Origin of the sequence: Streptomyces yangpuensis (genome assembly GCF_024666385.1) — a bacterium.
Lineage (GTDB): Bacteria > Actinomycetota > Actinomycetes > Streptomycetales > Streptomycetaceae > Streptomyces > Streptomyces yangpuensis.
Map to the genome: position 1 here is coordinate 5,359,183 of NZ_CP102514.1, position 14,401 is coordinate 5,373,583.

Annotated in this window: 10 protein-coding genes and 1 pseudogene; 2 read left to right on the top strand and 9 right to left on the bottom strand. The window is 66.4% G+C overall.

Annotated elements, in window-relative coordinates:
* Positions 1-18: 18 nt before the first annotated feature.
* The 6 genes and pseudogenes from NRK68_RS24710 to NRK68_RS24735 form a co-directional block, all read right to left on the bottom strand.
* The gene (locus NRK68_RS24710; protein WP_257856747.1) at positions 19-1,866 is read right to left on the bottom strand and encodes a P-loop NTPase family protein; all 1,848 of its coding nucleotides are present in this window, start codon (positions 1,864-1,866) and stop codon (positions 19-21) included.
* Positions 1,859-2,320, bottom strand: coding sequence for an ABC-three component system middle component 2 (locus NRK68_RS24715; RefSeq protein WP_257856748.1), 462 nt, complete (start codon positions 2,318-2,320; stop codon positions 1,859-1,861). Before NRK68_RS24715 ends, NRK68_RS24710 begins: the two co-directional genes overlap by 8 nt.
* A complete protein-coding gene (locus tag NRK68_RS24720) occupies positions 2,317-3,405 on the bottom strand; it encodes an ABC-three component system protein (protein ID WP_257857917.1) in 1,089 nt (362 codons plus the stop codon). The genes NRK68_RS24715 and NRK68_RS24720 overlap by 4 nt, the downstream gene beginning before the upstream one ends.
* A gap of 668 nt (positions 3,406-4,073) precedes the next feature.
* Positions 4,074-5,312 (bottom strand): hypothetical protein, encoded by a 1,239-nt coding sequence (locus tag NRK68_RS24725; protein WP_257856749.1) that lies wholly within the window; start codon positions 5,310-5,312, stop codon positions 4,074-4,076.
* Between the two features lie 312 nt (positions 5,313-5,624).
* Positions 5,625-5,897 (bottom strand): helix-turn-helix transcriptional regulator, encoded by a 273-nt coding sequence (locus NRK68_RS24730; RefSeq protein ID WP_257856750.1) that lies wholly within the window; start codon positions 5,895-5,897, stop codon positions 5,625-5,627.
* A gap of 1,259 nt (positions 5,898-7,156) precedes the next feature.
* A pseudogene (locus NRK68_RS24735) lies at positions 7,157-7,447 on the bottom strand (TadA family conjugal transfer-associated ATPase); the annotation flags it as partial.
* Between the two features lie 47 nt (positions 7,448-7,494).
* Here NRK68_RS24735 and NRK68_RS24740 point away from each other — a divergent pair.
* Complete coding sequence (locus NRK68_RS24740) at positions 7,495-8,427, top strand: restriction endonuclease (protein ID WP_257856751.1); 933 nt, start codon at positions 7,495-7,497, stop codon at positions 8,425-8,427.
* Between the two features lie 453 nt (positions 8,428-8,880).
* Complete coding sequence (locus NRK68_RS24745) at positions 8,881-10,551, top strand: hypothetical protein (RefSeq protein WP_257857918.1); 1,671 nt, start codon at positions 8,881-8,883, stop codon at positions 10,549-10,551.
* Positions 10,552-10,672: 121 nt separating this feature from the next.
* On the opposite strand, the gene NRK68_RS24750 is transcribed toward NRK68_RS24745, so the two are convergent.
* The 3 genes from NRK68_RS24750 to NRK68_RS24760 form a co-directional block, all read right to left on the bottom strand.
* Positions 10,673-11,992 carry a UDP-glucose dehydrogenase family protein gene (locus tag NRK68_RS24750; protein WP_257856752.1) on the bottom strand — a complete coding sequence of 440 codons (1,320 nt, stop codon included), beginning with the start codon at positions 11,990-11,992 and terminating at the stop codon, positions 10,673-10,675.
* A gap of 72 nt (positions 11,993-12,064) precedes the next feature.
* Positions 12,065-12,502, bottom strand: a complete 438-nt coding sequence (locus tag NRK68_RS24755) for an NUDIX hydrolase (RefSeq protein WP_257856753.1) — start codon at positions 12,500-12,502, stop codon at positions 12,065-12,067.
* 28 nt (positions 12,503-12,530) lie between these two features.
* Positions 12,531-14,297, bottom strand: coding sequence for an asparagine synthetase B family protein (locus NRK68_RS24760; protein WP_257856754.1), 1,767 nt, complete (start codon positions 14,295-14,297; stop codon positions 12,531-12,533).
* Positions 14,298-14,401: the final 104 nt, after the last annotated feature.

Here is a 14,401-nt window from a genome sequence, read left to right on the forward strand (position 1 = left end):
GTGAGCGAGACCTCGCACTCAGCCCCGCGGGGCAGGTTCGGGGAAGAATCCGGACCTGCCCGAGTCTGCCCCGGCGAAGCGGTAGGTGAGGGCCTGAGAAATCACGTCGACCGGCGGGTCGCCGTTCTCAATGATGATGGCCTGTCCGGGGAAGGCGAGCATGTTCCGGTAGAAGTGGTCCACGACGTTCGAGGTCATGTCGACGTCCTCGCCGACGGGGTCATCGCTGATTGGGTCCCGGTAGGTCACCACCGGCGAGTCCAGGACGACGAAGCCCGGGTGCGGCCGGCCGTTGTCGAAGCAGAACCGTGCCAATGCGGTGGTGAACGCCGAGTGCAGCACCGACCGGACGCCCTTGCCGCGCCCGGCCCGGGTACGGCCTCCGGCGCGGATGTCCAGGGCGTACTGGTCGTACTCCGGGAACTGAACGGAGGGAACCTTCCACGTCTCCAGCGTCCGGCGCAGCACACCCTCGAAGGCGGTGAGGTCTCGGTTGGGAATGTATTCGGCGGGGCGTTGCGAGGGCACCGCTCCTTCCCCGTCCAGGCGTGAGCGCCGCTCCTCCAGTTCGTCGATCCGCTGGTGGAGTTCCAGGGCCCGCTCGATGGCGGAGCGGGCCTGAAGGCTCTCGTCCATGCGCTCGCGCATGGGTGCCATCAGCTCCTGCGTTGAGGTGATCTGTTGATCAGCGCGAGCCGCTTCTTGCAGGAGAGAGGCTCTGCGGGCGCTCAGGTCGCCGAACTGTGCACGCAGGTCTTCGATCGTGGGTAGAAGGTCAGCGAGCAGGGCGCTGGTCTTGGCCGTCTCGCTTTGGACCGCGACGTGCAGCTGGGTGGTCTCGTGCTCTCCATGGTCCGGGTTTTGGTGCTCGGGCTCGGCTCCGCAGAAGACGCAAGTGCCGACCTGGAAGTAGCCCAGGAGGGTGCCCGCTTCGGTCACCATCTCCAGGCGGGCCAGGTCAGATCGGTACTGGGCTTCGAGGAGCTCGAATCTGGTGACGAGATCACCGACCTCCGTGAGCCGCGCTTCAAGGCCGGCGAGTTCGTCGGCTGCCTTCATCCGTGCAGTGACGGCGTCCAGGTGGCGATCGGTGATCACCCGCAGTGTCGTGGAGTGCTCGTCGATGGAGGTCTGTAGGCGTACCTGCCGGGCGCGGAGCTCACTGACGTTCTCATTGGTCGTCAGCTTGTTCTGCAGATCGATGATGATCTGATCGAGCAGGTTGATCTTGCCCTTGTTAACTCGGCGCTGCCCCGCGTTCGGGCCGGTGTCGACGTCCGGGTCGCCTTCGCCAGTCAGCAGGAGCCTCATGACGGAGGCTGCCACGGTCTTGCCGCTCGTTGCGCTTGAGTGGAGGACCGGGGAGAGAGGATCGACCATGCGGGTTTCGGGAACAACCGAGAGGTGCACGAGGTCGTTCAAGGTCAGCTCGCGGGTTCCGCCAGCGTCATTCTTGCGGAGCCTGAGCCCCTCCAGCCCGAGTTCGGTGAGCAGAAACAGGGAGAGGCTGTTCCTGCTGCGTGCCGTGTGGGCCGCGGTGACGTCGGCATCGGCGGGCCGGGTCACCAGAGAGCGCAGGTCTTCGCGGTGGATGTGGATGGTGCCTTTGCCCGGTACCCGAACCAGAGTCAGGGGACTGCCGTCCGGCAGCTGCAGGCCGAGAAGGATCTGGCTGTAGCCATCGGCCTCCGGAACCAGTTCCAGGTTCCCGCGGCCGCCCAGCATGTACTCGATCGACTCAGCGATAAATGACTTGCCGGTGTCCGAGGCGCCGTAGATCAAAGTCAGCGCGGCGTCGAACTCCACGCTCGCCACCGGCCTGCTGGACCCCGCATAGGTGAGGTGGGTCAGTCGCAGCTCACTCATGTACAGACTCCGCCCAGGCGAGAGTGTCAGCCGCACGGTTGACGATGTCCCGGGTGGCGGTACGAGAGTCCGTTCCGGGGAAGTAGTGGTGCACGGCCCACTCGGCGCGTCGGCGCAGGGAATCGGCGTATGGAGCCTCGAGGACGTCGACGAATACCGGGCCGCGGTCGGTGGCTTTGTACATCAGGCCCTCGCTGCAGTTCTCCACTCCGGCCAGGCCCGCTCGGATCAGCACCAGCAGGGCCTGCTCCAGCACGGTTCGCTTCATCCCGATCTCCCCGGCCCGCGCGGGAAGGTCGGGGTGGAGGCTGGGAGGGCCGTCGAACTCGCCGCTGTGGAGCAGGGCGTGGTCCAGGACGACGAGCTGGGCCAGGTCCAGCGGCTCGGGGTAGGTCTCGGCGAGGAGGGTGAGAGCGCGCACTCCGACCTCCAGCGGGCTGTTGAGCGGGTTCATTCCTCTCCCTTCTCGCACCAGATCAGACGGTCCTCGCTCGCCAGATGGTGGCAGATCCCCTTACGTGTCTTGGGCTCAACGTAGGGGGAGAGGACGGTCTGGGTCACCTGTACGGTTCCGGCGGCTTCCATGACCGCACCGTGTCGTTCCCAGCCGTTCGGGTAGGTCTTCTCCGCCACCTCGACGACGATGTCGTACACGTCGTCCTTCAGTTTTTCGAAGTAGGCCGGCGTTGTGGAGTCGCGGGCGAAGACGCGGATGGCCTCGGCGGTGTAGAACGCCTCCCGCTGCCGGTTCAGGTGCAGCTGTGCTTTTGGGACGTCGGCTACGTGCTCAAGGGTGGTGATCGTGTCGGGGTAGCGCTCGCGGTAGACGTCCAGGAGGTGCTGGACGTAGCGGGTCTCCGCCTCCTGGTGCTGCTGGGGCGGGATCATTTTCTGCGGGCCCTGGGGGAGCTGGGCGTGGGGAAACCGGTCGGCCCAATGAGGGGTTGTGCGGTGCAGGTCGAGCATCTCGTCGAGGTCGATGCACTCGAAGATGGAGAAGTCGGTGGCCTTCGCCAGCTCCGTGACCGCCTCGCGTTCTTCACCGGTCAGTGCCGTGAAGAACTTGTCCGTGGTCGTGGCCAGCTCCGCGACGAACCTGGCGCGGCTCTGGGTCGGTGACGCGAGCTGGCGTGGCAGGCTACGGGAGATGTTGGGGGCCGCGAACACGTAGCGCGTCGGGACGGTGAAGTGCTTGGCGGCCGCGGCCACGAACATCTTGCGCATCTCTGTGGCCGCGGTGGCCCAGGTGAGAGCGGCGGCGTACCGCTTGCACTGGTAGTTGTGCCAGGCACCCTCCAGCCTCGCGGGTGACATGTAGCCGGCGACATCGATCCCGTGGTCCCCTGCACCGCCATGGCGTTCGACCAGGACGTACTGCGAGTCGAGAGCCGGGACCCATTCCTTGACGAACTCTTCGAACTGCTCTGGGTCGTAGAAGGGGACCATCTGCTTCGGCGTTGGCATCGGCGCCATGCGCAGCGTGTGGGGCAGTACCGTCAGCGGCCGCTCCCCTGCGGCCGCTGCTGGCCGCTCCTGCATGTCCGACACCCGTCCCCCTCGCCGTCTCGCCCCACACCCCAGCATGCCGCTCATGCAGTGCAAACAAACCCAATGCAATGTCGCGTGGCCGTCCGGCTCTCTCCCGATCGGGGCACCCCAACGCCTAAGGCGCCAGGAGGGCCGCGCCTCGGAGGGCTCCGTTCACAGCGCAGCTGGCGGCCGCAGGGGCCCTGACCGTGTTCCCTTATGAGGTACGGCCTTGTGTCCCCGTCCTGCCTGGCCGGGCCCGGCAGTGTTCCCCGGCTCGGCCGCCCTGGCAAGTCCTCATGCTTGAGCGAAATTCAAGCCACGCGACGTGCGCGTTCAAGGGTCACGACCGGCGTTGACCAGGAAGTTAGCAACTGCATTGCGCCGGGTGATACGCCGTTCTCGGACATCCCTGACCCTGCGGTCTGAAATCGATCGATCAAGTACCTCGAACAGGCCAGGGCGCTGCCGGCTCCGGGGCTGGGCCGGGCCGGACTCTCGCCGAACGGCCCTCGGCGCCAGGGCGCTGATCCGCCTGAGGCCGTACCGGTGTACTTGCCAGCACCTCCCATCATCCGCACTCATCGTCACGACGGGTCCAACGACACCGAGCAACAACCTTCACTCGCGCCTGACGGCGTCCCGGCGATTCCATCGAGTCCCGGCCACTCGAGCGGCAGTCATTCACCCACCGAAGACGCCTGCCGTTGGTCAAGCGTCTTCATGACTTCGGAACGGAGCACCCGCCGCCGCTCGGGTGAGCAGTCCTTCAACCGTCCGTATCTGGTCAGGTGCGGTTCTAGTACATCCCGAATCAGCCGGTAGAGGGCAGGATGACGCCGGACGAGTTCGGCTCGCGCAGACGTAGTGGCTTCCCTCAGCACCGGCGTGTCTGGAGAGCAGGCTTCAGCGATGACAATCGCATCGGCGACCTGGTTGCGTAGATGCCGGTTCTCATCCGACCGCTGGAGCAGGACAGCAAAGAGCGTGCGCCGGGCCATGAGCCTTGAGAGTTCCTCCGCGGTCTCCAGCCCGACCTTCCGCCAGGGAAGCGGGTCAAGCCCACGCGGCGAGCTTGCCCTCGCGCTGGGAGCGACCTGATCCTGGAGTACCCGTAGCTGGCGGTGCCACCGATGCAGGAGCAGCGGATGCGCGAGGATGTCATCGCGATCGTTCTGACGACCTGCGTCATTGAGCACACGACGTCGGAACTCCGCGTCGTCGCATGAGCGCAGTCGTTCGACTTCTGGGGTAACCGGGGCAACCAGCAGGCCCCTGTCATATGCACGGGTGATGGTTTCCTCAGGAGATCGCGCTGGAGTGAGCACGCGAGGCGGTGCGCCGCCTTCCGCGGCGATTCGCACGAAGAGTTCACTGAATTCCGCGCGGAGGTACTGCGCCAGCCACCGATGGGCCTGTTCACGCGGATCGTCCGTCGCTACATGGTCGATGGTCAGCCCGTGAAGCCTGAGGTCCCTGTCACGCTGGCGCTGCAGCTCGGTGTTGGCCTCCTTGAGGCGACGAGTTACCGCGTCGCACTGCCATCTCCAGTGCTCATATTGATCATCCCCCCATCGGCCGGCCAGGTGGTGCTCTTCCCTGCGAAGCTGCAGGCGATGGCGCGCGTACGTGAGCGCGTCGATGGATGGTCGGATGCGGTCGTCACCGTAGAGCAGATCGGTCAGACCGGTGCGTTCGAGTCCACACGCTTCGGCCACTGCCACCTTGGCGTAGTCCAGAAATGAAAAAGCGATCTGGTCGGCCAGCTCGTGCAGCGGAAGGCGCCAGGGCTCGGGACAGGATGGTCGTAGCGCGCGCAGGCCAGGCCCGACCAGGCGCGGCGTTTGCGGCTGTGGCTCACTGTCTGGAGTCGCTCGAGGTGACGGCGTAACCCCGAACCGGATATCGAGGTAGCGCATAGTCCGGCCACGATGAAGAACGGGGATCGGTTTGTTGCGCAGATCTACGCAGGGTGTTTGTCGGGCCGCATCACAGGTGGGGCAGACGGCAGACCGCACATCTGCCGAGGTCAGGTACCAAGGCTTCCGGCCGGCGGGGGTACCCGCTGATTCGAAGGTGCTCACACACGCGAGAGTGGCTGCCATACATCCCATGAACCCGCCATGCAGCCGTAGCGTACGGCCTTCGGATGCACCAATTCGACCAGACATCCGCATTCTGTACGTAGGTACGCAAACATGAGGCGAGAAGGGTGAATCTTCAGTCCGCGATCAGCGCGGTCCACCGATTGAGGGCGCGGGCGGTTCGTGTCCATGGCAGAGAGCTTCGAAGATCTCGCCAATGGGTGTCCCAAGGGCGTGCGCGAGGCGATGCCACGTTTGAATGCTCCCCACCGTACGGCCCTGTTCAATCTCAATAAGGGTCCGTCGGGCCAGGCCGCTGCGCTCGGCAAGCTGATCGTAGGTCCATCCACGGGCAGCTCGGAGGCGCGACAACTCCAAGTGCAGGGCCTTGAGGTTCGGGGCTGGCGGAGGAGTCGTCACCTGGCTATCGCATGGTGCGGCACCCCGCCGTGTCAGTGCAGAGGTCTGCCCTATTTGATCAGATCTGCACCGCAGAGCCTCAGTGCAGAGGTCTGCACTACGGTGTGCGGCCGTCGACCACCTGCGAAGCAGGTGGACTCGGATTCCACTGTCGCGAGGAGGCCACACCCATGAAGATCGATCCCGTAAGCAAGGTCGACCGCCTCTGGACGATCACGATTCGGGCGGAGGCAGGAAACCTGGCGGCGGTATGCGCACACTGCGGGCCGCTAAGCGCGCCCGGGCATCGGCGGGCCGCGGCGCTTGCGCACCTCGCAGACCACGCTCGAGGCGGCGCGGCCTTCCCGCATCTGAGGACATGTCGCTGCCGGGAAGAAAACTGCCGGTGGCATCGACGTCACCGCGGCTGCGAGGGCTCCCTGGTTCTCGTCGTAGTACGCGCCGGCGGCGGGCGGGTGTGGCACCTGACCGACGCATGTAGAGCGTGCGCCTCAGCCATGGATCAAGGAGCCGTAGTACCGCTCACGCATCCGACCCCAACACCTGTCCCTGGAAGCCGCAGTCGGCGGCGCACATCGAACTCAGGACAACGCGACTCGGCTGATAGGCGCAGAACGCGCGACATGATCAATTACATCGCCGCAGCCCTCGACCCAGCGGTAGGGGCGGGCGCTCGCCTACTGGCCCTTCAGTGCGCCTTTCGGGCCTCAACCTTCGGAGCCGTACGGCTGCCGTACGGGCTGGTTCGCTCTTCCGGGGTGCGACGCTCCCGTAGCTGCTGGAGCGAACTTGAACACGAGGGCTGGCTTAGGCCGGCATGGGCGACGGTCCAGCCAGGAGGCGGCAGCACCTGGGACGCCCAACTACTCGACCACGTAGTCCTGCTTCAGAATCCTGGCAGGCGAGCTCGCAGAAGCGCAGCGGACTGGGCTCTGAGGACGATGGCGCACGCCAGGCGCGCGGAAGCGAACACCCAGGAGCAGTTGGTTTATCTCGTCCTGGCCTCCCACGCGGCCCTCGGCACCCGACGATCGTCAGCAGAGGCGGAACGACTTGCACGATGCTCGGGCTTGCCGCTCGTGTCGATCCCCTTCGTCCTGGCCGAGCTGTCCAGGAAACGGCTCCTTCACTCCTGGCACCTTGACACAGATCTAGACGACCTCCACTGGTCCTTCCCTGATCAGGGTGCCTGAAGCTCCCCTCAATAGATCGTTTCCAGTCTCGGCGTCACACCGGTAGCGGCACCACCGCCACGGCGCTCACCGGGCACCCGCGAGCAGCGGCCGCAGCCGCTCCCAGCCCCGGTCCCGTACGAACCCGCGCGCACCCCAGCGCAGCGCCGGCACGGTGACCACGAGCCCACGGGGTCCCGCTCCAGGACGTGCACCTCGGCGCCGGCCGGCCCTGTCCCGTACGAGGTGGACCACCAGGGTCAGCGCCGCCGCCAACGGACTGTGCAGGGCGGCCCGGTCGAGCCCGGCGGCCGTCCCGAGGGCCTCCAGCCGGGCCGGCGCATGGGCGACGGCATTCGCGTGGACCGTGTCTTCTCCGAACCAACCCTGCCGTCTGACTCAGAAGGCTCGTAGGATTCCTCTCTGTGACGCCACGTGAAGAACTAGAGAACCTAGACAACCTCCACCATGGAATGACGCCACAGGTGCGGGGGCGCAAGTTCGAAGAATGGCTGAACAAGCTTCTCGCAGTGGAGGGGATGATACCGAGAACTTCATTTCGCCCCCCAGGGGAAGAGATAGATGGTTCCTTTCTGCATGAAGGACGCTTCTACCTACTTGAGGCGAAGTGGTGGAAGGAGCAGGTTCCCGCCTCCGCCATCTATCAGTTTAAGGGAAAGGTAGATGGCAAGCTCGCTGGAACAATCGGTGTGTTTATTTCCATGTCGGAGTACGGCCCTGCCGCCATCGACGCGCTGCGCGTAGGCAAGAATTTGAACGTACTCCTGTTCGATCGCGATGACGTTTTCGCCGCTGCGACACACGGGTTCTGCACAGTTCTTCAGCACAAACTCCGACTAGCCGCAGAGTTGGGAGAGGTGTTCGTTCCTTACATTGCAACGATTCAACCTAACGGCAAGCCTCAGCCTAGCGACAAGCCTCTCACAGTAGTAACGGAGGGGATGCGCGACGAGTTGCTCATCCATGGAATCGCGCAGAATCTCATTGCTGGGGGCGTCAGAACGCGGAAGTTGCTTGTAATTCGGTCGCAAGGCTCCATGGGTCTTGCGAACGTTGCGGTGGCTGCCGCGGAATCCCGTGTTGGACCTGTCATGATCTTCACGGATTTGGAGAGCGCCACCGAGAAGCTCCCTGAAAACGTAATGTACGCTGCGGGGCGAATGGACGGGATCATTGCAGGACCATGGAGTGAGAGATGGCTGGGCTTTCCTTCTAAGCGTGAAGCGAAAAGAATGAAGCCGAACGAGCTGCTTGCCCGCGTGGCCGAGATCGACATCGAAGGGCTCAAAGAGAAGGATAGCGACTTCCGACACCTAATTCGCCTGCTTAGCGATTAGAGTAGTCGCATTCGGGTGATTGGCCTTCAGTCCTCCGTAAAGATTTCATGCCTGCTTGGTGACCCCAGTCTCGGCGTCCCGAGAAATCGACCGGTCGAAACTGGGGGTGCCGAGGAAGATGGGTGAGTCCTTCCAGGCCTTTCTCGATTCAAGTTGAGCGATCTTTTCCTCTGTGGCGGTACGGCTGACAGATAGCTGCTCGACATCGCCGAGCCATCGCGTTCGGATTCGGATTCGGTCGATAAGGTTGTTGCGGATCTCGATCGGCCGCGGCAACTCGCTGAAGTCGACAATGAGGACCGGACATCTGGCACAAGCGTGTCGCATCGGCGTGGGGCGGTACTCACGGTGTGCTGGTCGGCCGGGACTCTCCGCGGGTGTCGGCATCGTGATCCAGTGGATACCAGCTCCAGGTGCCTTGTCACCGCGCCCACCTAGACTCGATCCGTGGCGATGAACTACAGCAGTGGCAGCGGTGACGACCTTCCCGCATATGCGCGTCCCGACGAATATGTGGCCTCACTCGACCCTGCCCCCACGGACTGGGTGACGGTCGTCGGCGTGTCGCTGAACGAAAACCACGACTGGGCGATCAGCAGCTACCTGACCTGGCCCGCCGGGCGTGCGCACGCACTGTCCGAGTACACCTTCAATGCCTGGGCCGTCGGCTCCGCTGGTATCAGCACCGAGTATCCGAGCCGCCGAACGGTCTTTAACGAAGGTCTCCAAGATCACGATGAGCAGTCGGAGTTCTTTGTCCAGCGCCGTACTCACCACGGCCGAGCTGAGCCCAGCGTCGAGTTCACCCCCTCCTTCCTCTGGTACTTCGACGCGATCCCGGGCCTGGACGGATCCTGGTACTACCTAGACGACGCCGGCCGCGACCACCAACTGGTCCGGATCCGCCGGACCGACACCGAACTGCGCATCGATGTTGCGGCTCTCCCGCTTCGCCGGTACCTCGCCGTCCGGGAACGCCTCCTGGTCCTCCAGCACGACCGGATCAGCCGGCTGGACACTGTGCCGGAGCCACCGATCGAGGCGGTAGACCGCACGGAACAACGCCACTTCGCATTCCACAGCGGGGACCTACGATCTGCCGATCGTCCCGGCTTCGTGCGGCTGATTGGAAAGCAGCTCGTGCTACCCATTGCGGCCGAACCGGCGGATCTGGCTCGTCCTCACCCCCGGGACGACCGGTTTCCCGAGTTCACCATCCTGGTCGACCCTGCCACGGGCGAGCAGGTCACCGCGACCTGCGATCCCAGGAAACTCAGCACCTACTTCGAGGATCGCGGGACCCCGCACTACCTCACCCGGGTGTACTTCCGCCGGGAAGTCCTGCACCGCTACAACTCCGAGCCTTCCCGCTACAGCGTTTCGAGCGACCAAGTCAGCTGCCTGGACCTGTGGCGCTTGCCTCTGGGGACGAACCCGGAGGGCCTCATCGAGACCTGGCTCGGAGATCTGGGAGGCAAGCTCCCCGGGGAGGAGCGGGACCACTGGCTCAGCTTCAACGTTCCCCCCAGAGGGGGTCGTGACGAGCTCCGCCACCGTCGGGACATCCTCGGGCAGTGGGTTGACGGTCCCCCTGACACTGTGCGCCGCCTGTTCGAGGGCCGCGAGCAGTTCAGCAGGGCGCTCTCCCGACTTGTCGGCCGCGCGGTCTACAGAGAATGGGACCCTGCGGATCGGATCGCCTTCGAGGGCCTCCACCTGCCCACCAGCAGCGAGCAGAGCGCGGCCGACGCGCTGATCCTGACACTGGCCAAGGGTGTCATCGACTACCTCGACGTGAAGGCCATCCGGTCCCTGCCAGGAGGCGACCCCAAGGCTGAGACCATCAACTGCCTCGAAGCCTGGGTGAAGTCGACCGGCGGAGACCCTGACGTACTCACCGCCCCCCTGCGGGTCCTTCAAGGTCTGCGCTCCAGCGGACCTGCCCACGCCCGGACCCGGGGCTGGAAGGCCACCCTGACCCGGGCCGGGCTCGACGGTCTGAAGCCCGACGAGCAGTTCGCGCGCCTCCTCGCCGCGACCGCCGACGTGCTCGAAGCGCTCGCTCAGCATGCCGATGCCCAGCCCGAACTGGCAGGTCCGGAGGCTGGGACCGGCAGAGCCTGATCCTCGTGTGTCGGTCTGGCTGCCTCCTGTCCGCGCAGTGCACGTATCTGTCCAGGACCAGCGCCATGTGGAAGGGACCGGCGCCCAAGGCGCCGGTCCCTTCCACATCGGGGTCGTCAGATCAGACGCGGCCGAGAGCCAGGGTGATCCAGCCGGCTTCGCGCCACTGGTCGGTGTTGAGGGTGCCTCGGGCGTCGATGACCTTGGGGCTGTTGGTGCGGGCGACGAGCCTCTTGGGGTCGATGTTGGAGAACTGGTGCCACTCGGTGAGGTGCAGCAGGAGGTCCGCGTCATCGACGGCGGCGATCGGGTCCTCGACGTAGTCGAGTTCGGGGTGGAGCTTGCGGGCGTTGTCGAGGGCCTTGGGGTCGGTAACGGTGACGGTGGCGCCGAGGTCGTGGAGGACCTGGGCGACGGCGAGGGCGGGCGAGTCGCGGATGTCGTCGGTCTCGGGCTTGAAAGCGGCGCCCCAGACTGTGATCCGCTTGCCCCGCAAGTCGCCTCCGAGTTCTTCGTGGGCGAGGTCGATCACGCGCTGGCGGCGGCGGGCGTTGACGGCGGCGGCTTCGCGGAGGATGCCGACGGCCTGACCTGCGTCGAGGTCGTCGGCGCGGTGGATGAACCCGGCGAGGTCCTTGGGCAGGCATCCGCCGCCGAAGCCGAGGCCGGGCCGCATGCCGTGGCGGCCGATGCGGTGGTCGTGGCCGAGGATGTCGGCGAGCTCGGCGACGTTGGCGCCGGAGGCTTCGCAGACCTCGGCCATCGCGTTGACGAAGGAGATCTTGGTGGCGAGGTAGGAGTTCGCGGCGCCCTTGGCGAGCTCGGCGGTGGCCCAGTCCGTGACGATCGTCGGCGTCCCCGACTCGATGATCTTGTCGAACGCCTGCCGCAGCAGGGCCTCGGCCCAGGAGTGGGTGGTGTTGAAGCCGAGGACGAGCCGGTCGGGGCGGAGGGTGTCGTCGACCGCGAAGGACTCGCGGAGGAACTCGGGGTTCCAGGCGAGCTCGACGAGGTCCCCGGCGGGCGCGTACTCGTGCAGGATCTCGGCGACGCGGGGTGCGGTGCCGACCGGGACGGTGGACTTGACCGCGACGACGGCTGGCCGGGTGAGTCCGGGGGCCAGGCGGCGGACGGCGTCGAAGAGGTGGGTGAGGTCGTAGGCGTCGCTGCCGGTCTGCGGCGGGGTGCCAACCCCGATGAAGTGCAGGTCGGCGAAGTCGGCGGCCTCGCCGTAGGAGGCGGTGAAGCGGAGCCGGCCGGGGGCGGTGTGTTTGGCGAGGAGGCCGTCGAGGTCGCGTTCGAAGAACGGGGCCCGGCCGGAGTTGAGGGTGTGGACCTTGTCGATGTCGGAGTCCATGCCCAGGACCTCGTGGCCGAGTTCGGCCATGCAGGCGGCGTGGGTGGCGCCGAGGTAGCCGCATCCGATGACGGTCATCTTCATGAGCGGGGTCGTCCCTTCGGGTGGGGCCGCCGTTGGCGCCCCACCCTTGCCCCGCCCGGAAGGGCGGGGTGGTCAGGAGGGCCTGGCGGCCAGATAGCGGTTGATCCCGTCGCGGATGTAGGGCGGGACCGTGAGGATGTCGAGGTGCTCGGGGGCGAAGAACTGGAGCTTGACGCCCTCGGAGAGCGGGAGACGGGTCTCGTCGCCGTCCCAGCGGGCTGCGAAGAAGGTGATGATCTGCCCGGAGCCGCGGTGGTCGGTGATCTCGAACAGCTCGGTCAGCGAGTCGGTGGTGAGTCCGGCTTCTTCGTCGAGTTCGCGGACGATCGCGGTGGCCGGACTCTCGCCGGGGTCGCAGCCGCCTCCCAGGAGGCTCCAGTGGGCGGGCCAGGCGATGTGGGGGAGGTCGTCGCGGAGGTGGAGGAGGAGTTCGCCGCGGCGATTGGTGATGATCGCGACGGCTCCGCGGGCGGCGGCCGGCTCCTCGGTGGCGGTGGTCTCGGAGTGCATCCCCTCACCGTAGTAACGGAGTTGGGGATCATGCGGTAGCCCTCACCGTCTGGTCTGAAAACCAGGCGGCTGCCATGAGGGCCTGCATGCGGGTGCGGTCGAAGCGGCCGCCGGGCTTCAAACCCCCCTCGAGGAGGGGGCGGAACGGGGGCGGGGCGTCGGTGAGGGCCATGCGGATCTGGGTGTCGGCCCAGGCCGCGAGGTTGCCGTTGAGCCAGCTGGGGACTGGGGAGGCGAAGCCGAGCTTGTCCCGGCTGGCCCAGACCTCGCGGGGCAGGCCGAGGGCCTTGGCGGCGTCCCGCAGGATCCGCTTGCCCTGGGCCGGGTCTGTGATCTTGTAGTCGACCGGCAGGCGGTATGAGAACTCGACCAGGTCGCGGGCGAGGTAGGGGGAACGGCGTTCGAGCGCGTAGGCGGAGGCGAGTTTGTCGCTGGTCATCACCAGCGGCCTCCAGGCCGTCGCCAGGTCGGCCAGGGTCAGGCCGCGGGCCAGGTCACCGCCCGCGCGGGCCATCGCGTCGGCGGCGAGGTTGCGGAGGCGGCCGTCGGGGTCGGGCCCGCGAAGGATCAGCCGGGTGACCGCCTCCGCCGGGTCGAGGGGCTCGTTGGCGGCGTGCATGAGCTTGGCGGCCAGTGGCCGGTAGGCATCGAGCCCGGCGTTCAGGACGGCGTCGGGGCCGAAGAGGACTAGGGCCTGGCGGACGTAGCCCATCAGAAACTCGTCCGGGCCCAGCCCGCCGATCACGACCCGCAGGCCGAGGTCGGAGATTTTTCGGTAGGCCATGTGCTCAGAGAAGGTGGAGGCGTTGCCCATCGGGTAGTCCAGGGCTCGCATCATGTGCGGCAGAGCGGTGGTGAAGTCGACGTGGTCGGGCTCGACCACCACCAGCTCGGCCTTGATGTCCCGGGCGATGACCGCGGCCGTCGATGACTCGTCCAGGCGGTCCTGGCCCGGGTAGCGGACGGTGACGCAGACCGGGGGCCGCATCAGGTAGGCCAGCACCGCCGAGTCCAGCCCGCCGGAGAGGAGGAGGGCGAAGTCGCAGACCGGCGACCTGAGCGGGATCTGCTCGGCCAGGATCGTCGAGAACCTGGCCAGGGCTTCGTCGTAGGTGCCGGTGAACGGGGACCGGTCCTCCAGGTGCCACCAGGTCATCTGGTCGATCGAGCCGGTGGTGACGTCGAAGGACAGCAGCGTGGCCGGGGCCAGCAGCTGGATTCCCTGGAACGGGGTGTCGACGCCGACGGGGGTCTCGATCGCGGTGACCTCGGGCCGTAAGACCAGTGGAGCCGGGCCGTAGCCGGTAAGGGTGGTGACCTCGGAGGCGAAGGCGAGCCGGCCGCCGTCCAGCCGCCAGTAGAGCGGCTTCTCCCCGAGCCGGTCGCGGGCCAGGAACAGCTTCGCGACCCTGGGGTCATAGACAGCGAGGGCGAACATGCCGTCCAGGCCGTCCAGGCAGGACGGGCCGATCTTGGCCCAGGCCCGCAGCAGGAAGTGGGCGTCCGACTCCCTCTCGCTGATCTCGATGCCCCAGGCGGTGGCCTGCTGCCGCCAGTTGTAGATCTCGCCGTTGAAGGCCAGCAGCACCCCCGTGGTCCGGTCGAGGTAGGGGCCAGGCATGGCCTGCGGGTCGACGATCAGCAGCGTGTTCATGGCCAGCACCGCCCGGCGGTCGCTGCTGGCGGCGTGCATGGTGCCGTCCGGGCCGCGGTAGTGCTGCGAGGCACCCATCGCGGCGACGGTCTTCTCGTGCCGGACGGCGTCGCCTCCGGCCAGTCCTGCAATTCCGCACATCTGGTTCACCCCCGAGCGTGAAGTCGTGGTGCCTTGGCGGCGGCCACCACCGGGAGCCCTTCCTGCGTCCCGGCGGTGGCCTGCGTCCTCATCACACCCGCCGG

Excerpts from the sequence above, each read along its gene's own strand:
- NRK68_RS24710 (WP_257856747.1), bottom strand. The coding sequence starts at position 1,866 with ATGAGTGAGCTGCGACTGACCCACCTCACCTATGCGGGGTCCAGCAGG.
- NRK68_RS24715 (WP_257856748.1), bottom strand. The coding sequence starts at position 2,320 with ATGAACCCGCTCAACAGCCCGCTGGAGGTCGGAGTGCGCGCTCTCACC.
- NRK68_RS24720 (WP_257857917.1), bottom strand. The coding sequence starts at position 3,405 with ATGCAGGAGCGGCCAGCAGCGGCCGCAGGGGAGCGGCCGCTGACGGTA.
- NRK68_RS24725 (WP_257856749.1), bottom strand. The coding sequence starts at position 5,312 with ATGCGCTACCTCGATATCCGGTTCGGGGTTACGCCGTCACCTCGAGCG.
- NRK68_RS24745 (WP_257857918.1), top strand. The coding sequence starts at position 8,881 with ATGAACTACAGCAGTGGCAGCGGTGACGACCTTCCCGCATATGCGCGT.
- NRK68_RS24750 (WP_257856752.1), bottom strand. The coding sequence starts at position 11,992 with ATGAAGATGACCGTCATCGGATGCGGCTACCTCGGCGCCACCCACGCC.
- NRK68_RS24755 (WP_257856753.1), bottom strand. The coding sequence starts at position 12,502 with ATGCACTCCGAGACCACCGCCACCGAGGAGCCGGCCGCCGCCCGCGGA.
- NRK68_RS24760 (WP_257856754.1), bottom strand. The coding sequence starts at position 14,297 with ATGTGCGGAATTGCAGGACTGGCCGGAGGCGACGCCGTCCGGCACGAG.